The following is a 25,818-nucleotide window of genomic DNA, read 5'->3' on the forward strand; positions in this document are numbered from 1 at the left end:
CCGACCGACCTGCCGGCGCGGCCTCAGGCCGCGCCGGTTTCCAGGTTGGCGCGCACGCGCGCCAGCAACGCCATCAAGCGGGCCTGCTCCTCCGTGTTCAGCCCTGCCAGGGCAATCTTTCCCAATGCGCCGCTTTGCCGGTGCAGTTCCTCACACACCGCCTGCCCTGCACTGCTCAGTGTCAGCCGGGTACTGCGCCGATCGGCTTCGTCGGCTGTCGCATCGAGCATCCCCGCATCGCGCAAGCCCTTGATCAGGCGCGCAACCTGCGCCTTGTCGCGGCCCGAATGCGTGACCAGATCGCTCTGCGTCGCGCCGGGATGACGGCCGAAAAACCGCAGCACCTTGATTTCCATGTGCGCCAGTTCGTGCGAGCCGGCCTGTATGCCGTTGCGCAGCCCGCGCATCTGCTGCGAACGGTACAGGTGCACGATCGCGTGCATGACCTCGAGCGGATCTTCGCCGCCTTTTTGGTTGACTCTATCAACTTCTTTTTGCATAATGGTGGACGTTATCAACTAATTGATGGAGTGTAGCATGAGTGAAACCGACATCCCCACGATCGAACGCGTGCGCCACGACCTGAAATTGCGTGAGGTCACCGTGGCGCGCATCAACCGCGTCAGCCCCGGCTTTGCCAGTATCACGTTCCAGGGCGAGGCGCTGGCCGACTTCACGTCGCTGTCGTTCGACGACCACGTCAAGTTCATGTTCAACGATACCAATGGCGAGCCGGTGCGGCGCGATTACACGCCACGCAGGTTCGACCGCGACGCCCGCGAGATCGACATCGAATTTGCATTGCACGGCCATGGTGGTGCGGCCGAATGGGCGCGCAATGCAACCATCGGTCAAAGCGCGATCATCGGCGGGCCGCGCGGCTCGATGATCCTGCCGCTGGCGATGGACTGGCACCTGCTGATCGGCGACGACAGCGCGCTGCCGGCCGTGACGCGCCGGCTCGAAGAATTGCCGGCAGGCGCGCGCGTCGTCGCGGTGCTGCTGGTGGATGCAGCAGACCGCCGCACGTTTGCGATCCGCGCCGATGCGCGCATCCACTGGGTCGACAGCGACGACGCGCTGTTGCAGGTGCTGAAGGATTTGCCGTTGCAGCCGGGCGCCGGGCTGGCCTGGGGCGGCGGCGAAGCGGCGCTGATGGCGCGTGTGCGCCAGGTCCTGGTCGACACGGGCATGCCACGCCAGGCCGCCAAGGTATCGGCCTACTGGAAGCGCGGCGTGGCCGACCATCACGAGCGCCTGGACTGACGGGGCGACCGCTCAGCGCGGATAGGTGAAGCCGGTGGCGATATCCATCGGCACCAGGCGTTTGCCATCGCGTACCATCAGGCGGTCGGGCGGCTCGTCGCCGGCCAGTGCGCCCGGTGTGTTCAACAGCCCTTCGCCCTGGCGCACGAGCGGGTCGCTGCGCTCATAGACGTTGCGGCAACCGGTGGCCTTCAATAGCGCCTGCACGACCGGCACCTTCCACATGTCGACACCGGCGGCGTTGAACTGGCAGATCAGATAGCCGTCGGCGCCACCATATTGGTGCACCTGCAGGCCTGGCAGGCCATCCTTTTCACCATCGATCAACGCAATCAGCGCCTGCGGATCGGCAGTGCGCAGCGTCGTGGCGCGCTTGTCGATCGCCGCCTGCACGCGGCGCTTGATCATTGCATGATCGACCGGCTCGTCTTCGCGCAACGACCACATGCGCCCGACGATCTGCGACTTGGCGTTGTAGGCGGCGCGGCCGATGAACTGGCGCGTCGACGTTTGGACGATGGCAGTGATGCCCGGCTTGTTGCGTTCGTGGCCCTTGCCGTCGACTTTTTCGACGGCCGACAGGTAGATCCACGGGTCGCCGGCGAGCAGGGCTTTTTCCTTGCCCTGCTTGATGGTGATGATGAGCATGTGTGACTTTCGTTTGCAGGACGGGGATGATACAGCAATCGCGCCCCATCACCGCCCTTGAATAGCGACCTCAGTCCACCGGCGTTGGCAGCGGCTCGCCATCAAAGTGCGCCCGCAGATTGGCCACCGCTAGCGCCCCCATCGCGCGCCGCGCTTCGACCGTGAAACTGCCCACGTGCGGCGTAAGCACGACATTGTCCAGAGCCAGCAGCGCCTCCGGCACCTGCGGTTCGTTCCCGAACACGTCCAGGCCCGCGGCGCCCAGCCGGCCGTCCTGCAGCGCTGCCACCAGCGCCGCTTCGTCGACCACGGTGCCGCGCGCGATGTTGATCAAGGTGCCTTCCGGGCCCAGTGCCTCGATGATTTCCCCGTCGATCATGCCTTGCGTGTCGGCGCCGCCCGGCATGCACAGCACGAGCATGTCGCTCTCGTGCGCCAGTGCGAGGAGCGATGCGCTGCGCTGCGCCGGCGCCGGACCGGGGCTGCGCTGGTAGTAACGGATCTGCAGCCCGAAGCCCTGCAGGCGCGCGGCCACGGCCTGGCCGATGCGCCCGAACCCGACGATGCCGGCGACCTTGCCCTTGAGTGCGCGCGCCTGCACGTGCCCCAGCGGCGCCTTGGCCAGCCAGTCGCCGGCGCGCACGTAGCGATCGAGCACCGGGAGGCGGCGCACCGTCGACAGCAGCAGCAACACCGCGAAATCGGCCACATCGTCGGTCAGCACGTCGGGCGTGTTGGTCACGTGGACGCCCTTGTCGGCCAGCAGCGACAGCGGCACGGCATCGACGCCCACGCCGTGGACCGTCACGATTTCAAGACGCGGCAACTGCGCCACCAGTGCTGGCGTGACGCCGACCGTGCCGGTGGTGAGCACGCCGCGGATATTGCCGGCGATCGCGTCGAACGCGGCGTCGCCCGCCTGCGGGATGGCTTTCATGAAGTGACAGTCGAAGGCTTGCGCTACCTGTTCGCGCACGTCGTCCGACCAGACGCTGCCCAATACGAGAATGCTCGGTTTCATCGTTCAACACCCTGCCGTTTCGTCGTGGAAGATGGCCCGAGTATGCCAGAGGCGAGACATGCCGGGCGCGGCGCAGGGTAGAATGCCGGGCTTTGTAACTGCATGAACACCGCCGTGCACAGCCTCCCAGTCAACCCGCCCAGTCCGCGTATCGCCTCGATCGATGTCGTGCGCGGTCTCGTCATGCTGATCATGACGCTCGATCACGTCCGCGAAACCTTCTACCTGCAGCACCAGGTCAACGACCCGATGGATGTCGCGAGCACCGACCCGGCCCTGTTCTTTTCGCGCCTGGCCGCGCACTTCTGCGCGCCGATGTTCGTGTTCCTGACGGGCCTGTCGGCCTGGCTGTACGCCAATCCGGCAAGTGGTCCGCGCAGCGCGACGGGGTTTCTGGCCAAACGCGGCGCCTTCTTGATCCTGCTCGAAATCGTTGTCATCAACTTCGCCTGGACCGGCACCTTCACACCGCACACCGTGTATCTGCAGGTGATGTGGGCGATCGGCCTGTCGATGCTGGCGCTGGCCCTGCTGCACCGCCTGCCCCTGATGCTGCTGGCGGCCATCGGCGCGACGATCGTGGCCGGCCACAATGCACTGGCCGGCGTGGCGTTCGCGCCGGATACGTGGGCTGCCAGCGCCTGGACGATTCTCGAGCAGCGCGGCAACCTGATGGACGATCCGGTGCGGGTGCGCATCAGCTATCCGCTGCTGGCGTGGATCGGTGTGATCCTGCTCGGTTACGCCTGCGGCCCGCTGTATGCGCGCGGCATGCCCGCCGCGCAGCGTCGGCGCTGGCTGATGCTGGCCGGCGTGGCCGGCCTGCTGCTGCTCGCGCTGCTGCGCACCTGGAACGTGTATGGCGAGCCGCTGCCGTGGGCGCCGCACGAGACGCTGCTGCGCAGCGCGATGTCATGGCTCAATTTCACGAAGTACCCGCCCTCGCTGGACTTCCTGCTGCTCACGCTCGGCGTGGGCCTGCTGGTGCTGGCCTGGATCGAGCGCATCGACGCCGGCTGGGTACGGGTTGCGGCCGTGTTCGGCGGCGCGCCGCTGTTCTTCTATATCGCGCACCTGTATCTGCTGCTGGCAGCGCAGCGCGTGGCCGCGTTCGTGCTGGACGTGCCGCGCGTCGATGTCGGGCATGTCTGGCAGGTATGGCTCGGCTCGGTCTTGCTGGCGGCGCTGCTGTACTGGCCAACGCAGCGTTTTGGGCGCTACAAGCGCGAGAGCGGCAAGGCCTGGGTCAAGTACCTGTAGGGCTTACGCCGCAATGTCGGCATGGCCATTGCCGTCGCGGCGCGGGTGGTAGCGAGCGCAAACCCCATGGCGATTCCTGCACGCCTTGATTGGCGCAGATCGCCAGAGCAGGTAAAGTGCCATGGTCGCCACTTCGATGGGATCGCCATGTACGCCAGCAACTGGACTACCCTGGGGCCGCAGCAGGTACAAGCCCTCAGAAATATGGACCGCAGCCGCCAGGAACGCGGCCGGCAACTCGAGCAGGCCGGGCACGGCCCGCAGGAAACGCCGTTTTCGGTCATCCTGGCCGAGACGGGCCTGCAACTGCGCCGCTATGAACCTGCCGCCGCCGGCGGGCCGGCGGTCCTGCTGGTGCCCGCGCCGATCAAGCGCGCCTACATCTGGGATCTGGCGCCCGACATCAGCGTCGTGCAGCGCTGGCAGGAGCGCGGCTACCGCGTCTACCTGGCCGAGTGGCTGCCGATGCCCGATGGCGACCCGGCCGTCGGCCTGGCCGACTATGGCGATCGCATGCTGTCGAGCTGCCAGCGCGCCATCCAGGCCGATAGCGGAGAGGCCAGCCTGACGTTAGTCGGCCACTCGCTCGGCGGCATCCTCGCCGCGATCTACAGCGCCATGCATCCCGGGCACGTGACGGCCACCGTGCTGCTCGAATCGCCGCTGCGCTTCGGGCACGGCGCCTCGTGCTTTGCGCCGCTGGTCAAGGCCACGCCCGATGCGCGCCAGATCGCCGACACCTTCCGTCACGTACCGGGCGCCTTCCTCAACCTGATGAGCGCGATGGCCGAGCCGCAGGCCTTCGGCTGGGAGCGCGCGACCGACCGCTGGCTGTCGCTGTTCGATCGAAAGGCGCTGGCCACCCACATGCAGGTCGAGCGCTGGAGCCATGACGAATTTCCCCTGCCCGGCAAGCTGTTCGTCGACATCGTCGAATCGCTCTACCGCAACGATGACTTCATGGGCGGCCGGCTCGTCATCAACGGCCGCACGATTGGCCCGGCCGACCTGCGCTCGCCATTGATCAGCGTCGTCGATTTTCGCAGCAAGGTGATTCCGCCTGCCGCGATGGTGCCATTCCACGAGGCGACCTCGAGCGTGCGCAAGCAGGTGCTGCAATACCATGGCGACATCGGCGTGAATCTGCAGCACGTTGGGGTGCTCGCCGGGCGCAACGCGCATGCGACGCTGTGGCCCACCATCTTCGACTGGCTCGGCGCGCCCGCGTCGAACGCTTGAGCCGCGATCAGCGGCGCAGCCTGCGCCGCTGATCCCTTGTTGCCCTCATCCCCGTCAGACAAGTCCATCCAGGTTGGCGCGCCACGTTCCGCTTGGCAATCGCGCGCCGCTGTCCAGTCGCCGTCTACTATTATTTGATGAACAGCGGGTGCGCAGCCGCGTGTCGGCAGCACTGGATACGACCAACCACCCAAGGCCCTCCCTGAGTCGCCCGGCAACTTCCTGACATATCCGCCATGGATGCCATCGAAGCTGAATGCGTTGTTTCATCACGTGCCGACACCCGTCCCCGGCCGACCATCGGCCTGCGCGAGGCAGTGGCCGTCATCGTCGGCGTGGTCATCGGCGCCGGCATTTTCAAGGCGCCATCGCTGGTCGCCAGTCTCAGCGGCGGCGCCACGCAGATGTTTACGCTGTGGGTGCTCGGCGGCGCCCTGTCGCTGATCGGTGCGCTCTGCTATGCCGAGCTGACGACGACCTATCCGCATGCCGGCGGCGACTACCACTACCTGCAGCGCGCGTTCGGCCGCCCGGTCGCCTTTCTGTTTGGCTGGGCCCGCTTCTCCGTCATCACGACCGGCTCGATCGCCCTGCTCGCCTTCGTGTTCGGCGACTACATGCAGCAGGCGGTGCCCCTCACGGTCCTGCCCGGCGACTGGGGCAGCACGGCGTATGCGGTGGCGGTCATCACCGGCTTGTCGCTGCTGAACCTGCGTGGCATCCGCACTGGCGCCGGCGCCCAGACCCTCTTGACCATCACCGAGGTTCTGGGCCTGCTCGTGATCGTCGGCGCCGCCGCCCTGTTTGCCGATCCGGCGCCGGCGCGCAGCGCTGCCGCTGCTTCTGCTGCAGCGCCGGAAGTCGCGGCGCTCGGCATGGCAATGGTGTTCGTGCTGCTGACCTACGGCGGCTGGAACGAAGCTGCCTACATCAGCGCCGAACTGCGCGGCGGCCCGCGCCATATGGTGCTCGCGCTGACGCTGGGCATCGTGGTCATCACCGTCCTGTACCTGCTGGTGACGTGGGCTTACTGGAGGGTGCTGGGCATGGAGGGCATGGCCGCATCCGAGGCCGTGGCGGCCGACGTCATGAAGACCGTGTTCGGTGCGCCCGGCGAGAAAATCATGGCGGTGCTCGTCGCGGTCTCGGCCCTCACCTCGATCAACGCCACGATGATCGTTGGTGCCCGCACCAGTTATGCCGTCGGTCTGGACTGGAACAAGCTCGGGTCCCTGGCGACCTGGGATCACGAACGTGGCACGCCGACCGTGGCCATGGCAGTGCAATGCATCGCCGCGCTGGCGCTGGTCGGGCTGGGCGCTGCACTGGGCAGCGGGTTCAAGGCCATGGTTGAATTCACGGCGCCCGTGTTCTGGCTGTTCTTCCTGCTCACCGGCCTGTCGCTGTTCGTGCTGCGCCGGCGCGAGCCGCAGATGCCGCGCCCGTTCAGGGTCCCGCTGTATCCGGTGCTGCCGCTGCTGTTCTGCGCCAGTTGTGCCTACATGCTCTGGTCGAGCCTGTCTTACGTCTACAGCCAGTCGCTCGGCGGCCTGAATGCGGCCTGGATCGGCGTCGCGGTGCTGGCCTGCGGCGCCCTGCTGCTGCTCGTGCTGCGTTCGCGACACGATCGTCCGGCTACCTGACCACCCCACCTGACCGAAGGAGATGATCCGATGACCCCGCACCCTCGCCGTCGTACGATCCTGCTGTCCGCCGCTGCTGCCACCGGCTTGACGCTGCTGCCGTTCGGGCGCGCACTGGGCCAGATCACGGCCGCCATGCCGCGCCTCGATGTCCCGTATGTGCCGACGCCGCAGCAAGTCGTCGACAAGATGCTCGACCTGGCCAGGGTCGGCAAGAACGACACGCTGTTCGACCTTGGCTGCGGCGATGGACGCATCGTCGTGACCGCCGCAAAGGCGCGGGGTGCCCGCGGGACCGGCATCGACATCGATCCAGTCCGCATCGCCGAGGCGACCGACAACGCGAAAAAGGCGGGGGTGTCCGACCGCGCCAGATTCCGGGTCGGCGACCTGTTCAAGACGGATTTCTCGACCGCCACTGTCGTAACGCTGTACCTGCTGCCCAACATCAACGCGAAACTGCGCCCGCAATTGTGGAAGCAACTGAAGGTCGGCACGCGCGTGGTCTCGCATGCCTTCGATATGGGATCCGAATGGCCTGCCGAAAAAACGGTCGAGGTCGACGGTCGCACTATCTATTACTGGACGGTGACCGAGGCGAACAAGCGCGCGGTGGCTTGAACCAGCATGGCCGCTGTCACGGCCGGCCAGCCTATCGCATGTGACCCTCATTTCTTCCCGCCGCCGGGAAGGACGCCTCATGTCCCCGCGCATTGACACGATAGCTCGCGCGGTCACCCACCATTCTTCAACTGATGAACAATCGCCCGGCGCCATGCCGGGCGAACTCATTATATTTCTCATTAACAAGTTGACACCCCTAGATGAGAATGGTTATCATTATCGTCTTTTGGCGATTTGACCATACCCGTCCACCAACACCGGGTACCGGTCCCGTGCACCAACCACGAACAACAGGATAAAAAGATGGATAAGCTGGTCTGCCCTACCGGGCGTCTTCACGTGAAAACACTGACGCTGTGCGTGAGCCTCGCGCTTCCGTTCGTTGCCCAGGCCCAGTCCACCGACGCGGGCACCACGTCGATGCCGCAAGTGCAGGTGCAGGCGCAGAAGCTGGGCGACGCTGTCGGCTCGTACACGATCGGCCGCACCCGCACCGCCACGCCACTGGACATGTCGCTGCGCGACACGCCGCAATCGGTATCGGTCATCACCCAGCAGCGCATCGAAGACCAGGGCCTGCTCACCATCACCGACGTTGCTAACAACGTTACCGGCGTCTCGGTGAACCAGTACGAAACCCACCGCGCAAGCTTCACGGCCCGTGGTTTCGAAGTGACCAATCTGCAGATCGACAACATCCCGACCACCTGGGACGCTGCCTGGAGCGCCGGCGAAGTGCTGGGCAGCCTGGCCCTGTACGACCGCGTCGAAGTCGTGCGCGGCGCGACCGGCCTGATGACCGGCGCCGGCACGCCATCGGCCGCGCTGAACCTGGTGCGCAAGCGCGCCTTCAGCAAGAAGCTGGACGGCACGATCGAGGCCACCGTCGGCCGTTGGGACAAGCGCCGCATCATGGCCGATGTCTCGACGCCTTTGAGCGCGTCGGGCAGCATCCGTGGCCGCGCCGTGGCCGAGTACAGCGCCGGCGACAGCTGGGTGCAGTACCTGGAAAACAGGGATCGCACCATCTACGCCACCGTCGAAGCCGACATCGGCCGCGACGGCACCTTCTCGACCGGCTTCTCGCGCCAGAAAATGAGCCCGCGCGGCTCGATGTGGGGCGGCCTGCCGTACCGCTACAGCGATGGCTCGGTCATCGACTGGGACCGCTCAAAAACGACCGCCGCCCCGTGGGCCGGCTACGAAAACCAGTACGACAACTTCTTTGCCGACTACGAGCACCGCTTCGCCAACGGCTGGAAGCTGCGCCTGACCTACACCGACGCCACCCGCGACGGCGACTCGCACCTGCTGTACCTGTCGGGCGTGCCGGATCGCGTGACGGGCTTCGGCCTCAACGCCTTCACGGGTTCGTACGTGATCCAGACCAAACAGAAAGACTTCGGCGTGCATACGAGCGGCAAGTTCACGCTGGGCGAGCGTCAGCACGAAGCCGCCTTCGGCTACCTGCATGCAAAGACCGACTTCAATTCGAACAGCCGCGCGGCGAGGTACGATGGGACGGATCCGGTCGTGGCCGACATCAACAACTGGAATCCGGCGTCGTACCCCATGCCGACGTTCAGCCCGCAGGCGTTCTACGAAGGCAGCGAAACCACGCAGCAAGGCCTGTACGGCATGGCGCGCTTTACCTTGACCGACCGCCTGAAAGCCGTCGTTGGCGCACGTGTGACCAAGTATGAAAAAGAAGGGGGCGGCCTGTATACGCCGACCTACTCGCTCAATTACGACAACGAGATCACGCCCTACGCCGGCCTCGTGTTCGACCTGAACGACACTTACTCGCTGTACGCCAGCCACACCAGCATTTTCGAACCGCAAAACCTGAAGGACTTCGCGGGCAATATGCTCGACCCGATCGAGGGCAAGGCGAACGAAGCCGGCATCAAGGGCGAATTCTTCGACCGCCGCGTGAACGCCTCGCTGGCCGTGTTCCACCTGAGGCAGGACAACCTGGGCCAGACCGCAGGCCGCATCGACCGCGATGGGGCGTCCGGGCCGCTGCTCGAAGAAGATTACTATCGCGCCGCCCAGGGCGCCACCAGCAAGGGGATCGAGCTGGACGTGTCGGGCGAAATCGTCTCGGGCCTGAACGCCAGCGTCGGCTACGCGATCTTCCGCGCCAAGGATGCGACCGGCGTCGACTTCAACTCGATCTACCCACGCAAGACGCTGCGCGCGTTTGCCAGCTATCGCCTGCCGGGCCAGTGGAACAAGCTGACCGTCGGCGGCGGCGTGAATTGGGAAGGCAGCACCTACACGATCGACGGCACCGTGGCTCCGGGAATCGACGGCCGCATGGAACAGGCATCGTACGCGCTGGTCAACCTGATGGCGCGCTACGAATTCAACAAGCAGTTGTCGGCCCAGCTGAACGTCAACAATGCAACCGACAGGAAAACCTTCGCGATGTTCGCCGCCTATAACCAGTTCACGTATGGCGCACCGCGCAACACATCGCTGACGCTGCGCTACCGCTTCTGATCATGTGAGGCAGTAAACAGCAACGGGGCGCTGCAGCCATGCAGCGCCCCGTTTTTCATGGGTCCATCTGGTCAGCGCGTCGCTACGGCCCCGGCCGCATCGCTCCAGGCACAGTTTTGCGCGGCGGCGAACCCCTTCAGGAACGCGCGCCGCACCGAGCCCGCCGCGATGCAGGCCGAGACGTGCTTCGAATGGCGCTCGGCGCCGCTCAGCTTGCGCACCCAGCCGCGAAACGGGATCAGGCCTTCGGCCGTGCGCTGCAGCGCGCCCACCGCCTGGTCCTGGGCCAGCGACGAAGCGCGGCGCATCAGCGAGGTATCGGTTGGCGACACGGCCGTGTCGAGGTCCGCACCGAGTACCTCGTCGAGCGCGCGGATTTCCAGCGAGAGCGCCACGCAGTTCTGGCTGGCTGGAAGCTGGTAGGGATTCTTCAGCGCTGCAAGCAGCACGTCGGGAACATCCTCTCTCGTAACGTTCAGGTCAGCAAGCGGCGTGGCCGCTGCCGTCCCGACCTTGGTCGCAGTCGTAGATGCACAACCGGCCAGTACGGCCAGCGCAGCGACACAGCCGAGCCTGCGAAGCAGGCGCCCACGATTCGTCGTCATGGTTGATTGATTTCTGAATGGAAAGGAATTTAACTGTACCGATTCCAGCGCAGCCCGCCAGCACGCACATCAATCGTGCGCAGTAAAATGGACGACAATTGTCAAATCAGGAGTCACACATGAAACGAACTGCACTCGTCGTTGGTGTTACCGGTATTGGCGGCAACCACGCTGCCCGTGAACTGCTGGCGCAAGGCTGGGACGTCATCGGCCTGTCGCGCCGCGCACCGCGCGACCTGCCGCAGGTGCGCCACATCGCCGCCGACCTGCTCGACCCTGCCGCGCTCGGCGCTGCACTGAAGGATGTTGCCCCGACCCACGTCTTCATCACGACCTGGATGCGCCAGGATACCGAAGCCGAAAACATCCGCGTCAACGCCGCGCTCGTGCGCAACCTGCTGGACGCGCTGTCGTCGCACAAGAGCGTGCGCCATGTCGCCCTGGTCACGGGCCTGAAGCATTACCTGGGGCCGTTCGAAGCGTACGCCAGTTCGGGGACGCTGCCCGACACGCCGCTGCGCGAATCGCAGCCGCGCCTGCCGCTCGAGAATTTCTATTACGCGCAGGAAGACGAAGTCTATGCTGCTGCCGAGCGCGACCGCTTCACCTGGACCATCCACCGTCCGCACACCGTCATCGGCCTGGCGGTTGGCAATGCGATGAACCTGGGCACCACGCTGGCCGTGTATGCAACGATCTGCAAGGAGACGGGCCGCCCGTTCCAGTTCCCTGGTTCAGCAGCGCAGTGGAATGGCATGTCCGATGTGACCGATGCCCGCATGCTGGCCAAGCAGCTGGTCTGGGCCGCCGACACCGACGCCTCGCGCAACGAAGCCTTCAATATCGTCAATGGCGATGTGTTCCGCTGGAGCTGGTTGTGGCCAAAACTGGCCGCGTTCTTCGGCGTCGAGGCGGCCGGTTTCAATGGCACGGTGCAGCCGCTCGAAGCGGCCATGGCAAACGATGCGCCGCTGTGGCGCGACATTGCAGCGCGCCACGGCCTGGTGGAAGCCGATCTCGATCGCCTGGCCTCGGCATGGCATACCGACCTTGATCTTGGCCGGCCGCTCGAAGTCATGACCGACATGAGCAACAGCCGCCGCCTTGGCTTCACGGCGTACCAGGCAACCGATGCATCGTTCTTTGACCTGTTTGCACGCCTGCGCGCAGAACGTCTGATCCCGTAATGAACAAGCCGGGTGCGGCCGGTCGTTTCACGGCCGCGCCTTGATGCCATGTTCAGGCGACAGCGGCAAGACGCAGCGGCGCAGCAGCACGCGCGGGCTGCTCTTGCCGGCTCGTGTCGCTACCGGCGCTGGAAAGCCGGAACTGGCCCACCAGGCTGGCCAGCCCCGATGCCTGCGCCTGCAGTTCCTGCGAGGCGGCCGAGGCTTCTTCAACGAGCGCGGTGTTCTGCTGGGTCATGCCATCCATTTCGCCGATTGCGTTGCTCACTTCGCCCAGGCCGACACTCTGCTCGGCGCTGGCAATCGAAATGTCGCCCATGATTTCGGTCACGCGCTGCACGCTTTCCATCAGGGTCTGCATGGTGCTGCCTGCGCGCTGCACGAGCTCGGAGCCCGTGTCCACCTTGCCCACCGAGTCTTCGATCAACACCTTGATTTCCTTGGCAGCGCTTGCCGAACGCTGCGCCAGGTTGCGCACTTCACTGGCCACGACGGCAAACCCGCGCCCCTGTTCGCCTGCCCGGGCTGCTTCTACCGCTGCATTGAGCGCCAGGATATTCGTCTGGAACGCGATGCCGTCGATGACCGAAATGATGTCGACGATGCGCTTCGATGACGCATTGATCGACGCCATCGTATCCGTCACCTGAAGCATGACCGCGCCGCCTTCCTGCGAGACCGAGGACGCCGACTGCGCGAACGTGTTGGCCTGCCGTGCATTGTTCGCGTTTTGCTGGACGGTCGTGGTCAGCTCTTCCATGGCAGATGCGATGCGTTCCAGCGAAGACGCCTGCACCTCGGTGCGTGCGGCCAGATCGCCGCTGCCCTGAGCGATTTCCGACGAGGCACTGGCAATCGCATCGGTTCCATGGCGCACCTTGCCGACAATGGACGCGAGGCTGTCGCGCATGGTTTTCACCGAAAACAGCAGGCTCGTATTGTCACCGCTGCGAACATCCACATTCGTGGCGAGGTCCCCCGAGGCGATCAGGTTGGCAATCTGCGCAGTATAAGCAGGCTCGCCACCCAGCTGTTTGAGCAGCAGGCGTTTGATGGCGGTCGATATCACGACGCTGAACACGAACGCGGTCAGGGTCAGCCCGATCACCCATTTACGGGCGGCAGCTTCAGCCTGTTCGGCGGACGCGTCAGCGTTTGCCAGCTCCCGCTCGGCACTGGCGACCAATACCGCGATGTCCTTCACGATCTGCTGGCGCAGCGGGCTGCACTCTTCGACCAGGAATTTCCCGAACGCCTCCATCTGGCCTGCCTCGCGAAACTTGCGTGGCTTTTCCAGTGCAGCGGCCATCGCCAGCAATCCTGTGCGCACCTTGTCGAATTGGGTATCGCCGGCAAATGCCGGCGTCATGCCCTCGAGTGCGCCCAGATACACCTTCTTTTGCTGATCGACCAGGTCGAGCTCGTTCCTCGCCTGCGTCTCGCTGGTGAAGACATAGGCATTGCGCGCTGCCAGCCCGGTCTGCGCCAGTGCTTCGCGCGCGATGTATAGCGGTTTGAGGTGCTCCTCATTGACGCGGTGCAGCTTCTGCGTGGCAGTGTGAATCGACATCAGGCCGACGATGGCCAACGAACCAAGTAACAACATCAGAGCAGTGATCAGGCCAAATCCCAGCATCAGTTGCGTGCCGATTCTTAAGTTCTTGAATGCGTTCATTTTTTGCCTCGAAGGGGTTCTGCTGGTTAATGTCAACGGTTCGATGGGCACGCATGTTCCAGTGCATGGAATGCAGAGGGTCGACCCTGTGTATTCTTGACAGGGTCACAGTCCGATCAGTGCCAGGCAGACTGGCGTGATGACCACATTGCCGAGTCAGTACAGACGTCAGTGTAAGCAAGAATTCTGGGCATAGCCTCATGCGGTGCACATAAAAAATTATAGTTGCCCCAAAACAACGGATACCAGGTTTGTAGCTGATCGTCGTGCTCTGCGCGACCATACGGTCTCCTTAAACACCGGGGTGTCTCCAGCGCACGACAACTGGCAGCGTCAGGTTCAACTTAGCGTAAAGTGATAAAATATTTCCCTTGCACAATAAAGATGATCAAAGAACAATTTCTTTGATTCTCACTTCTTCATGACCGATCTCGCCGATATCGCCCAATGGCGCGTCCGTATTTTTGCCTCCCTGATGTCGACCTTGCGCGTACTGGCGATCATCGGCGTGGTGCCCAGCGCGGGGCTGGCCGTCTACCGTGGCGTGCCAGTCGTTGCATTGATGGATGCAGCCGCATTGGCCTGGATACTTGTCATCTGCCGCATCAAAACGCTCGACTACAAGTGGCGTGTTCTTAATTACCTGGTCATGCTGTTCAGCGCGGCGGTATGCACGATGATGACGGTCGGAACCCTGGGCTTGTTATATCTGCTGGCGGCACCGGTGATGGCGGTCATTCTATTGGGCGTGCGCGCAGGGCTGGTCATGGTGGCACTTGGTGCGGGATCCATGATGGTGCTTGGCCTTACAGGCTACAGCCACTTTCCGATAGACAACGCCGATGCCAATTCGTTCGGCACCGTTGCGATCTTTACATTGAACTATGCCTGCGTCGGCGCATTCATCACACTCACATGCGGCAAGTTATTGAAGGGATTGTCCGCATCGCTGGACGGCCAGCGCTTCGTGGCCGAAGCCCTGGCCGAACGGCAGGCTGCCTTGAGCGCCTCGAACGACGATTTGCGCCTGACCTCCGCCGCACTGGCCGGACTGAACGATATGGTGTTGATCGCCAGGGTGGCCCCCGAGGGAAGCCCGAAACACCCTGTCATTTTTGCCAACGCAGCGTTCGAGCGCCGCAGTGGTTACCGTTCTGATGAAATCATCGGGCGCAGCATGCGCATACTGCACGGTCGCGATTCGGAAGCGGCGGTCGTCGACAAGATCGCGCTGGCAATGGCCCGGCAGGAGCCGGTCGCGGCTGAACTCCTCCACTACACCAAGTTCGGCGAACCGTGCTGGATCGAAGTGGAGATGGTGCCGTTCGCCAATCAAAGCCGGGAGGTCACCCACTGGGTCGCCGTGGGACGGGACATCACCGAACGGCGCCGCTCGGCCGAAGCGATCCACCAGCTGGCATTCTTCGACGTGCTGACCGGTTTACCGAACCGGCGGCTGCTGATGGAACGGCTTGACCTGATGGTGGCGCGTACGCATGCGGGCGACAACATGGGCGCGGTACTCTACATCGACCTGGACAACTTCAAGCATGTCAATGACGCCCGCGGCCATGCGACCGGCGATGCCGTTCTGCGCCATATCGCCGCATGCCTGTCGCGTGCCGTGCATCCCAAGGATACAGTGGCGCGCCTTGGCGGTGACGAATTCGTCGTGCTTGCCGAACATCTGGACTGCGGGGCCAAGAGCACGACTAATGCCGCGCTGGCGCTTGCCGGCAGGGTACGCGAGGCCATGACCGAAGGCGTCCTCATCGACGGGCAGTTGTATCAACTCACTGGCAGCATTGGTATCGCCCTGCCAACGAGGCCAGGCCATACGGTGCCGGATCTGCTGCGCGAAGCGGACACGGCGATGTATCACGCCAAGGACTGCGGCCGCAATGGCGTGGCGCTGTTCGAGCCGGGCATGCTGGCCGAAGCCGAGAACAAGTTGATCCTTGAGCGCGACCTCGCCAATGCCATCGTCAATGATGAGCTGGCATTACATTTGCAACTACAGGTGGACCATGATGGCACGCCCATCGGGGCCGAGGCCCTGCTGCGCTGGCGCCGGGCGGACGGTGCGCAGGTAGCCCCGGACGTGTTCATCCCGGTGGCCGAAGCATCCGGTCAGATCGTGGCGCTCGGCGCCTGGGTGTTGCGCCAGGCCTGTCTGACCTGGTGCGAGCTCGACCGGGTGGGCCACGCACTGCCACTGTCGATCAACATCAGCCCGCGCCAGTTCCGCGAGCCGGAGTTCGTGTCACAAGTCAAGGCGATCATCGGCGCCTCTGGTGTGCCGCCACAGCAGCTGATTTTCGAAGTGACCGAAGGCCTGCTGGTCGATGACCTGGACCTGACGATTGCGCGCATGGACGAACTGGCCCAGTTCGGCATTCGCTTTTCAATCGATGATTTCGGCACCGGTTACTCGAACCTGGCGTATCTGCGGCGCATGCCGCTGTATGAGCTTAAAATCGACAAGAGTTTTATGCGCGATATGCCGCATGACATCAATGGCACAGCGATCGTGCAATCGATCCTCGCCATGGCGGACCATCTGAAGCTGCGCGTCGTTGCCGAAGGTATCGAAACCGCCGAACAGGCGCATTTCCTGACCGAGCATGGCGGCCCCTGCATGCAAGGCTACCTGTTCTGCCGGCCAATGGCGCTGTCCGATCTGCTCGAGCGCATGATGGCTTCCCAGGCCGTCTCCAGGCTGGAAGTCGTGGCCGGCTGACTCGTTCAGGAGATCGCCAGGGGAGGCAAACGAGCGCCTGCGCCTTGACACGGACGTGCGCACCGAACGCGATTGCTACGACGGCTACGCGCTGCCTGGCACCGGCTTCGATTCATTGAACGGGTCGTTCGCCGCATCGCGCTGGCAATTGCCCTCAAAGACGTCAACGAGCGACGCACGCCGTGTCACCCGTCCCCGCTTTCCTGATCTCGGCCCTTGCCAGTTAACTTCTGTTTCAGCGTGCTATAAAGACCGGGGATTAGCCGCTGAATTCTGGTTGCACTACGAATCTTTTGTATTGCAGATTTTCCCAACTGGCATATGCGTATTGCTGCAGGATGCCGCTTCCGTTTTGGTTACTGCGATTAAACCTGTATCAACACCCTTATCGATCAAGTCAATACCACGCTGAAGGGCGTCCTGCAGTGGCATGCCCTGCTCGATCCAGCCGTAAACCGTGCGTGCAAGCATGTGACGTATGATGTGCTCACCCACCCCAGTGGCAGCTATTGCACCCAAGGGCCCCGCATAAAAGCCGCTACCGACAAGGGCCGTGTCGCCAACGCGGCCAAGGAGCGAAGGGGCCGAGCCGCCGGTCGACCCGGCGACGGCGAAGTGCCCATCGGGACCACGTACCACTGCGCCCACGGTATCGTGCGATTGGCTAGACGGCAGCACCAAAGGCGTCTTGTAGTTCCAGAATTGCTCAAACATCCGGTTCTCAATGCCTGGCATCACTAGCTCGGAACCAGCAAGTTGGCTCAGGAGCCTGGCGTGCTTCTCGTACTGACTGTTGCGAATCGGCTGCGCTCTCTCGTGTCCTAGCGCGCGGGCTAAACGGTCAGCGCCTTCACCAATCAGGAAAACGTGCGGCGTGTCAGCTACCGCGCGTGCCAGCAAGACAGGATTGCGCACGTCACGCACGCCGGCAATGGCAGCAAGACGACCGCGTGTATCCATGACGGACGCGTCCATCTCGATGGTGGTGCCGTCCACGCACAGCACAGCACCGGTGCCTGCGTTGAAGCGTTCGTCTTCTTCGAGGACGACTACCGCAGCAATCGCCGCCACAAGAGCGTCGCCGGTTTCGAGCATGCACTCGCGGCCGCGCCTGGCAGCGGCCTCGCAACCGTCCGCGAATTCCAGCGGCTCGCCTGCACCCCCGTGCGTAACGATGGCGAAATCGTCTAATTCTTTGGCCATCACATAAGTCCTTTATTGAGTTGCTACATGAGCGAACCTAGTGAATCCATTTAGAACATTATGCGAACCAAAGCCGATAAAACCTATCAGAAGTGCTGCAGTACGTATGTAAGATTGTCCTTACAAAACTTTGTCAGCTTGCGGTGATATTTGGAATGGAACGTCCGCGAGCCACCATCGACGCTGAAGCCAGTAAACAACCGGCGTATCGAACACTGGCGTTTTGGCATGCTGGTAAAATAAAAAACATCCAGAGATGTGATAGCAATGACAGATCACGATGGATATGTGCGGCTATCACTGGCAAACCCCAATCCATATCAGAGCGTGATCAGCACATAAGGAATGAAGCATGAATTATGGAAATGTCGCTTTGGTTGTCGGCGCGAGCGGAATTATCGGCAATGCACTGGTAGAAACATTAGCTGCCCATCCTGACTGGGCGGCGCGGGCCTTGCGACGCACCGAAGTACAGGGTGTCGCGACGATCGATGCCGATTTGCACGACGCCGCCGCCACTGCTGCGGCCCTGCGTGATGCCAGTGACACGACTCATGTATTCTATGCCGCACTGGCGCCTCAGCCTGACCTGGGTCGAGAGGAAGTCGTCAACCTGGCTATGCTGGAAAATCTTCTCGATGGCCTCAAGGCAGCAGGCGCACCACTACAGCGGGTAGTGCTCTACCAGGGTGCCAAGGTGTACGGGGTCCACCTTGGCAAGGTTCACGCGCCATTTTACGAAAACGACCCGCGCTATCTTGGCCCTAATTTCTATTATGCCCAGGAAGACTTGCTATGTAGCCGCGCTGAACGCGATGGCTTCGACTGGTCCATATTGCGCCCGGACGTGGTCGTTGGCAGTACGGCCGGCAATCCGATGAATATCACCGTCACGATGGCGGTGTATGCCGCCCTGAGCCAGGCACGCAGCTTGCCGCTACGCTTTCCAGGCACATCGGTGACCTATCGTGATGTACTGGCACAAGTCACGGATGCAAGCTGGCTGGCGCGTGCAAGCCTGTGGGCGGCGCTGGCGCCAGCGGCGCGCAATGAGGCGTTCAATCTCGTTGGGGAACCATTTCGCTGGGAACGCATCTGGCAGCACGTGGCTGACAACTTCGGTATGGAAGTGTCAGCGCCGCAACCGATGTCGCTGGCGCGACAGATGCCGTCGCTTGCAGGCGAATGGGAAAAACTGGTCACGCGCCATGCCCTGCAGGGGCCCGCGTTCCAGAAGCTGGTCAGCTGGGGGTTCGGTGACTTTATTTTCAATTGCGAATTCGACGTCATTTCCGATATGGGAAAAATCCGTCGCGCAGGCTTCCTCGAGCCATCGGATAATGAGCGCTGGATTCAAACAGCACTGCACCAGCTGAGACAAAAGAAAATCATCCCTTAAAACCTGGCAAGGTTACCAATCGTACAAGATGTCGACCATTTCCAGCCGGCACCGTTGTGGCGCTGAACGCAACTGTGTTGAAGGGCCGCAACCGGCCCAGGCTTCTTCAGTCGATAGCCGACAGCGGGTTTACCAGGCACCCGTTTATCTCTTCAAGAAAACCTTTTTCTAAATAAAGAGGAATTTTTTTAAATTCGCCAATTACGCGGGCGTGAAACTCCTCATTCTCGTGCCAGCGTTCAGCCGGAATACCAAAATAATTAATTGGGCAGACAGATAAGCTCAAACCCGGCCAATGCCTCTGCAGAGTCATCAAGTAGCGCCGGGTCGAGCATATTTTTCCAATTACAACGATACTTTGAATCGCAGCAACGTCCATCACCTCAGCTACCTTGGCTCGACCAAACCGTACGTTCTCTCCGGTGTTGACTGCTTCAGTTTCCAGTATGAGGATATTTTCCGGTATCCCGAGAGCGATTAGTCGCTCACCGATTACCTCTGCCTCTGCCAAAGGCATTGATCTGGTGCGTCCACCAGAAATCAAGAGGCGGCTAAACATGCCGTTCCGCCAGAGCTCATGTGCCGCCTCGCAAAATTCCGGCACACCGTGACGAGTGCCAAAAAGGAATCCGAGATCGGAGGCGCGTGCCGGAAAAGACGGCATGACGTAATCAGCAATGCTTTGCAGGTTGGCGTTTGACATGAATTCAGTGACTGCATTGGGCGGTGTGTGGCTGTCGAGCGCAGGATACCAGTTTACGAGGGCGGAAAAAGAAGGTTTGACGGAAGCCGGTCAAAAGGGAATGTGCCAATCTGTTTGTGCTCATTGCTGATGCGCGGTACAAGAGGACTCGTGAGTGTACATTCATAAGTGAAACAACCTCGTTCAAAGGAGTGACAAAGATACCTTTAACTGCCACAGCGAACATGGTTACCAGCGCAGCGTCTGCAATGAGCGTTTTGCTCTACACTTCCTGTCGCGCCGTTGCACCACGGCGCCGGCGCAGGTTTCACGCGCATGGGCGACGGGTGCGCACCGCCACGACAACCTGGCATCAATCCCCGAATGGAGATCCGGAAAACATGAATTCAAGCATGCTCGGCCTTGCCACCACTTTCTCGCTCACCCTGCTCGCGTTCGCCGCCCCGACGGCCGCAAACGCGCAGGCCAGCGCAACAGCGACCGGCGGCCTGCCTTTCGAAGTCAAGCCGGTCGGCACATTCAACAACCCATGGGCCATGGCATTTCTGCCTGACGGCAAGGTGCTGGTGACGCAGAAGGAAGGGACGATGATCCTGTTCGACCCTGCAACCGGCACAAAGCGGACCGTGTCCGGCACACCCACCGTCAGCAGCAAGGGCCAGGGCGCGCTCATGGACATCGTGCCCGCCCCCGACTTCGCGGCCAGCAAGACGCTCTACTTTAGCTACTCCGAAGCGGGTAGCGGCGCCGACACCAGGGTCATGCTCGCCACCGCCGCACTGGATCAGGCAGCCGGCGTACTCAAGAATACGAAGGTCATTTTCCGCGGCCAGGATGCATCGACTGGCGGGCATTATTCGGGCCGTATCGGCTTCTCGCCGGATGGCAAGTACCTGTTCTTTACTAGTGGCGACCGCCAGCTGTTCGACCCGGCGCAAGACCCGAAGTCGACGCTCGGCAAGGTGCTGCGCCTGAACCTCGACGGCACGCCAGCTGCTGGCAACCCGCTCGCGGCGAAGGGCTTCCATGCAGCCGTCTGGTCGTATGGCCACCGCAATCTGCTGGGCGTGGCCTTCGACCGGCAGGGGCGCTTGTGGGAAATGGAGATGGGACCGCGCCATGGCGACGAGGTCAACCTGATCAAGCCAGGCCTCAACTACGGCTGGCCGAAAGCATCGAATGGCAGCCACTATGACGGCCGGGACATTCCCGACCACAAGCCTGGCGACGGCTTCGAAGCCCCGAAAGTGTCCTGGGATCCGGCCATTTCACCAGGCGGCCTCGCCTACTACGATGCGGACCTGTTCCCCAAGTGGAAAAGTTCCCTCTTCATCACTGGCCTGTCGGGCAAGTCGCTGGACCGCATCGCCCTCGACGGCGAGAACGCGAAGAAGGTCGACCATTGGGACATGGGCGAACGCATCCGCGCCGTTCGCACCGGGCCGGACGGCGCAGTATGGCTGCTGGAGGACGGTCCGCGCGGCAAGCTCCTGATGCTGACACCGAAAAAGTAAGCCAGCAGGAGATGCGTGACGCGGGCGTGCCCGCTGTTGCGCTATGGGTTGTTCACGCAGGCCAGCGTGCCGCCGGCAACCTGGCTGCGCACGCCGGCCGAGATCGCCGCAGCGAGCTTGGCCAGCGCGGCGCGGTGCCCGGCCACCAGTGCCTCGTAGCCCGGCCCCACGTTTTCCTGGAACACGCTGCGGCAGGTCTGCACCGAGCCGCCATCGACCTTGCGCACGTTCCAGACCGCGTCGATCAGGGCGTAGCCGCCCTCCTTCGATTCGAAACGCTGGATGTTCGCGCCGATGCGATACAGCGTGCTGCCGGCCGGCGCCGGGTTGCGGTACACGTCCACACCACCCAGATTGGCCGCGATCCCCAGTGACAGCCCGGTGGTGATTTCATCGGCCAGCGGACCGGCCCAGCGATGGTGCTCCATCAGCTCGATCTTGCCGGCCTCGCCCGCCACCATCATTTGCGGACGGCGTACCTGCGCGGGAATCGTGACGGGCCGCATCTCGAAGAACAGCGGTGCGCTGGCCGCCGCCGGCGGCACGACCGTGGCGGCGCCGCCGCTGAGCGTATAGAACTGGTCGGTCGGCGTGCTGGAGCAGCCGGCCAGCAGCAGCGGGACCGCCAGCACCGCGCCGGTCAATGCGCGGCGCGCCTGGATAAACAGCGTCATTCTTTTTTCTCCTGAGGTTTGCCGCGAATGAGCGACTGCGGATTGCGTTCGAGGTAATCGGCCAGTGCGTCGATCTTGGCCATCGTGTCGGTCACCGACTGCAGCGCCTTGCGCAGGTCGGACTGCAGCGGCGCATCCTGCGCCAGTACGCTTTCGGCGCTGGCGAAGGTGGCCTTGGCGGCATTGAGCGTCTGCTGCATCTCGGGCAGCACCTTGCCATCGATCCGTGCCAGCGTCGCATTGGCCTGCACCAGCGTGCGGTTCAGGTTTACACCGATCTCGTCGAATGGAATCTTGTCGAGTTTGCCCGCAATGCGCGAGATCTGGCTTTGCAGCTCATCGAGCTGGCCAGGCACCGTCGGCAACACCAGGAACTCGCCCTGTTCGGCAATCGTGGCCTTGCGTGCATTGGGGAAGAAGTCCAGCGCGATATACAGCTGGCCCGTCAGCAAATTGCCATTGCGCAGCTGCGCGCGCAGGCCGCGGCCCACCATCGCGGTCAGCGCGCGCTGGCCGCCGTCTTGGCGTTCCATCGCCGCCATGAAGCCTTTGCCCAGGCGGCCCGGGTACAGGTCGACCGTGATCGGCATCGTGAACTTCTGGCGTTCGCGATCGAACTCGATGCCCACGGCGCGCACCTCACCCAGCGCCACGCCGCGGAAATCGACGACGGCGCCCGGCGACAGCCCGCGCAGCGACTGGTCGAAGTACAGCATGGCCGTGACTGCCGGCCCGTCGGGCGGGCGCAGCGCAGCGCTGCGGTCTTCGGACAGCAGGAAGCGCGTGCCGACCGGCGCGGGGGCCACCGGCTTGCGGCCATCGGCCGATTCAAAAGCGATACCGCCGGTGGCCAGCGCCGCCAGCGATTGGGTATTGAGTTTCAGGCCGCTCGCATCGAGCCGCAGGTCGACGCCGCTGGCGTGCCACCAGCGCGTGTCCGGACCGACGAGGCCGATGTAGGGTTGTTCGACGAACACCGACATATCGATGCCCTGCCCGGCCTTGTCCAGCGCCACCGACGCCACCTGGCCCACGCGCACGCGCTTGAAATACACGGGCGAACCGGGCGCCACCGAGCCGAGCGTCTCGGCATGCAGCTTGTATTCGCGGCCCTTCAAGCCGATCGGAATCGGCGGCGCCGTTTCCAGGCCGGTGAAACTGTTGGTCGTGTCTTCCTTCACGCCGGGCGCCGCGCCGATGTAGGGACCGGACAGCAGCGTGCCCAGGCCCGAGACGCCGCTGGCGCCAATCTGCGGCCGCACGACCCAGAAGCGCGAATCGATGGCGGTGAAGCGGTCGGCCTCCTTGGCCATCTCGATCTTGGCAACGACGCGGTTGCCGTCCTCGCCCAGCGTGACCGAGACGACGCGGCCGATGTCGACGTCCTTGTACTTGACCTTGGTCTGGCCCGCCTCGAGTCCTTCGCCGCTGGAGAAATACACGTAGACGGTGGACCCTTTGTTGGTGACCCAGCTGACCACCTGCCAGGCGCCGATCAGCGCCGCGAGCACGGGAATCATCCAGATCAGCGATGGCAGCCAGCGGCTGGGGCGGTCGACGGCGGGTGAAGCGGCCAGTGGCGCCGATGGCCCCACGGGTGGTTCCGGCGGGGTCGGCGGGTTGGCAGGTGCGTGCGCGCTGTCCGGTTCAGACATGGGGTTCTCCGTTCGATTCAATAGGGTCCCAGATCAGGCGCGGGTCGAACTGGTGGGACGCGACCATCGTCACGATCACCACGCAGCCAAACGCGATCGCGCCCGGTCCGGCCGTGATCACCACCAGCGCATCGAAGCGCACCAGCGCGACGGTCAGGGCAACCACGAAAATATCCAGCATCGACCAGCGGCCGACGAATTCAATGGCGCGATACGCGCGCGTGCGCGCCATCGGCGCCGTGCGCGAGCGCGCCTGGGCGGTGGCATTCAGCCATGCGAGGGCGGCAAGCTTCGAGACCGGCACCACGATGCTGGCAATGAAAATGATGATGGCCAGGCCCTTCGACCCGGTGTTCCAGAACAGCACGACGCCGCTCATGATCGTGTCGCCTTCCGTGCCGCCGATCGAGCGGGTGTACATCACGGGCAGCATATTGGCAGGAATATAGAGCAGCGTGGCGGCCACGAGCATGGCCCAGGTCCAGCCGACACTGTTGGGAATCCGGCGATGCAGCGCGGCGCTGCAGCGGGCGCAGCGATCAGTGCCGTCGCGCGACGGGCAGGTGTGATTCACGAGGCCGCAAGCGCTGCACGAGACCAGCACCGAATCGGCTTCGGCAATCGTGGTGGTCTGGCGTGCGGGGTCGGATTTGCGCAGCGGCGCCAGCCGGTCGGCCAGCGCCCACAGCGCTTTCGGTTCATAGCGCATGACGAGCGCGCACAGGATCGTGAGCACGCCAAAGGCAAACAGCGCAGGATGCGGCTCCACGCGGGCCAGGCTGGTCATCTTGATCACGGTGATCAGGATGCCGATCATCAGCACCTCGGTCATTGCCCAGTGGCGTGCGCCCTGCACGGTGCGCAGCACGAGGTTAAAACCGGGAACGCGCACGCCCCGGGTCAGGCCGAGCGCCACATAAAACAGGGAACCGAGCTCGATGCCGGGAAAGATGATGGCGCAAAAGAAGACCATGGCCGCGATGACCTGGTCGCCCGCCCCCCACAACACGGCCACTGCCTGGTACAGCGTGGCGCCCGACAGCATGCCACCCATCTCGAGCGTGACGATGGGGAACCACTGCGCCAGCAAAAACACAAACACGGCGCCCAGCGTCAGCGCAGCGAGGACCTCGGCCTGGCGCGCCGGGCTGCCCTTATGCCAGCGGTACAACTCGTGCTGGCAGCGGTGGCAGCTGGCACGCTCGCAGGCGGCCAGTGGCCGCCAGTGATACAGGCTGCCACAGTCATGACACGCGACCAGTTGATCCGTTTTCACCCACTCCCCTTACACCAGTGCTTTCACACCAGGTATTATGACCGAGAGCAACTGAACGTGCAGTTCCAACGTGAACGCAGCCCCGATCAGAAGCGGACCTTGACGTAGGCCGATGGGCCGGTCAGCTTGAGGTCGATGTCGGCGGTGCGCTCGCCATTGCGGTGCAGGTCGATTTTCTGGATGCCGTAGTCCAGCACCAGGCCAATATTCTTGTGCGGGAAGTATTCGACGCCGACTGCGCCGTTATAGATATGGCCTTCGACGTTGCCGCCGTTCTTCTTCACACCCGAGGCTTCCGCGTAGAAACGGACCTGGTCGTTCAGGGCATGGCGCCATGCCAGTTCGACGGTCGGGGCCCAGACGCTTTCGCTGGCCGACGCCGAACCGCTCCACGAGTAGTTTTCCACTGGCGCGCTCGCGCTGACGTTGGCCGTGGCCGAACCGGAAATCTTGGCGCGCAGGTGGGCCGCGCCCAGGCCAACGCCGAAGACGTTCTTTTCCTTGCCGAACCACATTTTGTACGACAGGCGCGCCAGTTCGATGCGCAGGTTGGCGTCGGCGCGGATCGAACCGCTGACCGGACGGCCTTCATACACGGTGTCGCCGTTCAGGTCGGCGCCATAGCCTTCGTCGAAGCGGAAGTAATCGAACGAAATACCGTGGCTGTCGCCGATCAGGACTTCGGCTTTCACGCGTGGCAGCGTGACGTCATCGATTTCTTCGTCCGGGGTGTCGATACGGCCATAGCGGGTGTCGCCGCCCAGGTGGATTTCAGGCTCGGCGTAGAACGCGCCGGCCGAGACGCTGACGCGGTCGAGCGCTGGCGACTGCTGTGCCTGCGCCATGCCTGCTGCGGCGGCGCCCAGCAGAATGGCGCCCTTGATTGCGCGGACGAGGGGGGTGTGGACGGACGGGGCAGCAGTGCGTGGGGCAGGACGGGACATACGTTCTCCGGATAATCAATTGATAGAAGTGCCCGCC

Annotated in this window: 21 protein-coding genes; 10 read left to right on the top strand and 11 right to left on the bottom strand. The window is 63.3% G+C overall.

Going from position 1 to position 25,818, the window contains the following annotated elements; translation table 11 throughout:
* Positions 1–23: 23 nt before the first annotated feature.
* Entirely contained in the window at positions 24–518 is a 495-nt protein-coding gene (locus AC56LV_RS06355) for a MarR family winged helix-turn-helix transcriptional regulator (protein ID WP_499556536.1), read from the bottom strand.
* Between the two features lie 19 nt (positions 519–537).
* On the opposite strand from AC56LV_RS06355, the gene AC56LV_RS06360 reads away from it, so the two are divergent.
* Positions 538–1,266: a siderophore-interacting protein gene (locus AC56LV_RS06360; RefSeq protein WP_499556537.1), complete on the top strand. Its 729-nt coding sequence runs from the start codon at positions 538–540 to the stop codon at positions 1,264–1,266.
* A 12-nt stretch (positions 1,267–1,278) separates the two neighbouring features.
* On the opposite strand, the gene AC56LV_RS06365 is transcribed toward AC56LV_RS06360, so the two are convergent.
* Positions 1,279–1,914 carry a class I SAM-dependent rRNA methyltransferase gene (locus AC56LV_RS06365; protein WP_499556538.1) on the bottom strand — a complete coding sequence of 212 codons (636 nt, stop codon included), beginning with the start codon at positions 1,912–1,914 and terminating at the stop codon, positions 1,279–1,281.
* A gap of 70 nt (positions 1,915–1,984) precedes the next feature.
* On the bottom strand, positions 1,985–2,935 hold the full coding sequence (locus AC56LV_RS06370; RefSeq protein ID WP_499556539.1) for a 2-hydroxyacid dehydrogenase: 951 nt from the start codon (positions 2,933–2,935) through the stop codon (positions 1,985–1,987).
* Between the two features lie 114 nt (positions 2,936–3,049).
* Between AC56LV_RS06370 and AC56LV_RS06375 the strand changes: the two genes are divergently transcribed.
* The 5 genes from AC56LV_RS06375 to AC56LV_RS06395 all read left to right on the top strand — a co-directional run bounded on the left by AC56LV_RS06375 (position 3,050) and on the right by AC56LV_RS06395 (position 10,206).
* Positions 3,050–4,195 carry an acetyltransferase domain-containing protein gene (locus tag AC56LV_RS06375; RefSeq protein WP_499556540.1) on the top strand — a complete coding sequence of 382 codons (1,146 nt, stop codon included), beginning with the start codon at positions 3,050–3,052 and terminating at the stop codon, positions 4,193–4,195.
* A gap of 147 nt (positions 4,196–4,342) precedes the next feature.
* Positions 4,343–5,434, top strand: coding sequence for an alpha/beta fold hydrolase (locus AC56LV_RS06380; protein WP_499556541.1), 1,092 nt, complete (start codon positions 4,343–4,345; stop codon positions 5,432–5,434).
* Positions 5,435–5,670: 236 nt separating this feature from the next.
* Complete coding sequence (locus AC56LV_RS06385; RefSeq protein WP_499556542.1) at positions 5,671–7,077, top strand: APC family permease; 1,407 nt, start codon at positions 5,671–5,673, stop codon at positions 7,075–7,077.
* 30 nt (positions 7,078–7,107) lie between these two features.
* Positions 7,108–7,698, top strand: coding sequence for an SAM-dependent methyltransferase (locus AC56LV_RS06390; protein ID WP_499556543.1), 591 nt, complete (start codon positions 7,108–7,110; stop codon positions 7,696–7,698).
* A gap of 306 nt (positions 7,699–8,004) precedes the next feature.
* The gene (locus tag AC56LV_RS06395) at positions 8,005–10,206 is read left to right on the top strand and encodes a TonB-dependent siderophore receptor (RefSeq protein ID WP_499556544.1); all 2,202 of its coding nucleotides are present in this window, start codon (positions 8,005–8,007) and stop codon (positions 10,204–10,206) included.
* 71 nt (positions 10,207–10,277) lie between these two features.
* Here AC56LV_RS06395 and AC56LV_RS06400 read toward each other — a convergent pair whose 3' ends face one another.
* Positions 10,278–10,811, bottom strand: a complete 534-nt coding sequence (locus tag AC56LV_RS06400) for a hypothetical protein (protein WP_499556545.1) — start codon at positions 10,809–10,811, stop codon at positions 10,278–10,280.
* A 119-nt stretch (positions 10,812–10,930) separates the two neighbouring features.
* On the opposite strand from AC56LV_RS06400, the gene AC56LV_RS06405 reads away from it, so the two are divergent.
* Entirely contained in the window at positions 10,931–11,998 is a 1,068-nt protein-coding gene (locus tag AC56LV_RS06405) for an SDR family oxidoreductase (RefSeq protein ID WP_499556546.1), read from the top strand.
* A gap of 52 nt (positions 11,999–12,050) precedes the next feature.
* Here AC56LV_RS06405 and AC56LV_RS06410 read toward each other — a convergent pair whose 3' ends face one another.
* A complete protein-coding gene (locus tag AC56LV_RS06410; RefSeq protein ID WP_499556547.1) occupies positions 12,051–13,673 on the bottom strand; it encodes a methyl-accepting chemotaxis protein in 1,623 nt (540 codons plus the stop codon).
* A gap of 421 nt (positions 13,674–14,094) precedes the next feature.
* On the opposite strand from AC56LV_RS06410, the gene AC56LV_RS06415 reads away from it, so the two are divergent.
* Entirely contained in the window at positions 14,095–16,413 is a 2,319-nt protein-coding gene (locus tag AC56LV_RS06415) for a putative bifunctional diguanylate cyclase/phosphodiesterase (RefSeq protein WP_499556548.1), read from the top strand.
* Between the two features lie 282 nt (positions 16,414–16,695).
* Here AC56LV_RS06415 and AC56LV_RS06420 read toward each other — a convergent pair whose 3' ends face one another.
* Positions 16,696–17,616 (bottom strand): isoaspartyl peptidase/L-asparaginase, encoded by a 921-nt coding sequence (locus AC56LV_RS06420; protein ID WP_499556549.1) that lies wholly within the window; start codon positions 17,614–17,616, stop codon positions 16,696–16,698.
* Between the two features lie 352 nt (positions 17,617–17,968).
* On the opposite strand from AC56LV_RS06420, the gene AC56LV_RS06425 reads away from it, so the two are divergent.
* Positions 17,969–19,015 (top strand): SDR family oxidoreductase, encoded by a 1,047-nt coding sequence (locus tag AC56LV_RS06425; RefSeq protein WP_499556550.1) that lies wholly within the window; start codon positions 17,969–17,971, stop codon positions 19,013–19,015.
* A gap of 106 nt (positions 19,016–19,121) precedes the next feature.
* Here AC56LV_RS06425 and AC56LV_RS06430 read toward each other — a convergent pair whose 3' ends face one another.
* Entirely contained in the window at positions 19,122–19,718 is a 597-nt protein-coding gene (locus tag AC56LV_RS06430; protein ID WP_499556551.1) for a YdcF family protein, read from the bottom strand.
* Between the two features lie 380 nt (positions 19,719–20,098).
* On the opposite strand from AC56LV_RS06430, the gene AC56LV_RS06435 reads away from it, so the two are divergent.
* Entirely contained in the window at positions 20,099–21,232 is a 1,134-nt protein-coding gene (locus AC56LV_RS06435) for a PQQ-dependent sugar dehydrogenase (RefSeq protein ID WP_499556552.1), read from the top strand.
* A 41-nt stretch (positions 21,233–21,273) separates the two neighbouring features.
* On the opposite strand, the gene AC56LV_RS06440 is transcribed toward AC56LV_RS06435, so the two are convergent.
* The 4 genes from AC56LV_RS06440 to AC56LV_RS06455 all read right to left on the bottom strand — a co-directional run bounded on the left by AC56LV_RS06440 (position 21,274) and on the right by AC56LV_RS06455 (position 25,781).
* Positions 21,274–21,906: a PqiC family protein gene (locus AC56LV_RS06440; protein WP_499556553.1), complete on the bottom strand. Its 633-nt coding sequence runs from the start codon at positions 21,904–21,906 to the stop codon at positions 21,274–21,276.
* The gene (locus AC56LV_RS06445) at positions 21,903–23,561 is read right to left on the bottom strand and encodes a PqiB family protein (protein WP_499556554.1); all 1,659 of its coding nucleotides are present in this window, start codon (positions 23,559–23,561) and stop codon (positions 21,903–21,905) included. The genes AC56LV_RS06440 and AC56LV_RS06445 overlap by 4 nt, the downstream gene beginning before the upstream one ends.
* Entirely contained in the window at positions 23,554–24,837 is a 1,284-nt protein-coding gene (locus tag AC56LV_RS06450; RefSeq protein WP_499556555.1) for a paraquat-inducible protein A, read from the bottom strand. The genes AC56LV_RS06445 and AC56LV_RS06450 overlap by 8 nt, the downstream gene beginning before the upstream one ends.
* 86 nt (positions 24,838–24,923) lie before the next feature.
* Positions 24,924–25,781: a hypothetical protein gene (locus AC56LV_RS06455; RefSeq protein WP_499556556.1), complete on the bottom strand. Its 858-nt coding sequence runs from the start codon at positions 25,779–25,781 to the stop codon at positions 24,924–24,926.
* Between the last annotated feature and the right edge of the window lie 37 nt (positions 25,782–25,818).

The organism is Telluria sp. RB2R28, assembly GCF_059685835.1.

What these genes read in the sequence shown, in the direction of transcription:
- AC56LV_RS06440 (WP_499556553.1), bottom strand. Translation starts at nt 21,906, where the DNA reads ATGACGCTGTTTATCCAGGCGCGCCGCGCATTGACCGGCGCGGTGCTG.
- AC56LV_RS06420 (WP_499556549.1), bottom strand. Translation starts at nt 17,616, where the DNA reads ATGGCCAAAGAATTAGACGATTTCGCCATCGTTACGCACGGGGGTGCA.
- AC56LV_RS06425 (WP_499556550.1), top strand. Translation starts at nt 17,969, where the DNA reads ATGAATTATGGAAATGTCGCTTTGGTTGTCGGCGCGAGCGGAATTATC.
- AC56LV_RS06360 (WP_499556537.1), top strand. Translation starts at nt 538, where the DNA reads ATGAGTGAAACCGACATCCCCACGATCGAACGCGTGCGCCACGACCTG.
- AC56LV_RS06370 (WP_499556539.1), bottom strand. Translation starts at nt 2,935, where the DNA reads ATGAAACCGAGCATTCTCGTATTGGGCAGCGTCTGGTCGGACGACGTG.
- AC56LV_RS06400 (WP_499556545.1), bottom strand. Translation starts at nt 10,811, where the DNA reads ATGACGACGAATCGTGGGCGCCTGCTTCGCAGGCTCGGCTGTGTCGCT.
- AC56LV_RS06455 (WP_499556556.1), bottom strand. Translation starts at nt 25,781, where the DNA reads ATGTCCCGTCCTGCCCCACGCACTGCTGCCCCGTCCGTCCACACCCCC.
- AC56LV_RS06380 (WP_499556541.1), top strand. Translation starts at nt 4,343, where the DNA reads ATGTACGCCAGCAACTGGACTACCCTGGGGCCGCAGCAGGTACAAGCC.
- AC56LV_RS06405 (WP_499556546.1), top strand. Translation starts at nt 10,931, where the DNA reads ATGAAACGAACTGCACTCGTCGTTGGTGTTACCGGTATTGGCGGCAAC.
- AC56LV_RS06435 (WP_499556552.1), top strand. Translation starts at nt 20,099, where the DNA reads ATGAATTCAAGCATGCTCGGCCTTGCCACCACTTTCTCGCTCACCCTG.
- AC56LV_RS06430 (WP_499556551.1), bottom strand. Translation starts at nt 19,718, where the DNA reads ATGTCAAACGCCAACCTGCAAAGCATTGCTGATTACGTCATGCCGTCT.
- AC56LV_RS06445 (WP_499556554.1), bottom strand. Translation starts at nt 23,561, where the DNA reads ATGTCTGAACCGGACAGCGCGCACGCACCTGCCAACCCGCCGACCCCG.
- AC56LV_RS06390 (WP_499556543.1), top strand. Translation starts at nt 7,108, where the DNA reads ATGACCCCGCACCCTCGCCGTCGTACGATCCTGCTGTCCGCCGCTGCT.
- AC56LV_RS06410 (WP_499556547.1), bottom strand. Translation starts at nt 13,673, where the DNA reads ATGAACGCATTCAAGAACTTAAGAATCGGCACGCAACTGATGCTGGGA.
- AC56LV_RS06395 (WP_499556544.1), top strand. Translation starts at nt 8,005, where the DNA reads ATGGATAAGCTGGTCTGCCCTACCGGGCGTCTTCACGTGAAAACACTG.
- AC56LV_RS06365 (WP_499556538.1), bottom strand. Translation starts at nt 1,914, where the DNA reads ATGCTCATCATCACCATCAAGCAGGGCAAGGAAAAAGCCCTGCTCGCC.
- AC56LV_RS06385 (WP_499556542.1), top strand. Translation starts at nt 5,671, where the DNA reads ATGGATGCCATCGAAGCTGAATGCGTTGTTTCATCACGTGCCGACACC.
- AC56LV_RS06415 (WP_499556548.1), top strand. Translation starts at nt 14,095, where the DNA reads ATGACCGATCTCGCCGATATCGCCCAATGGCGCGTCCGTATTTTTGCC.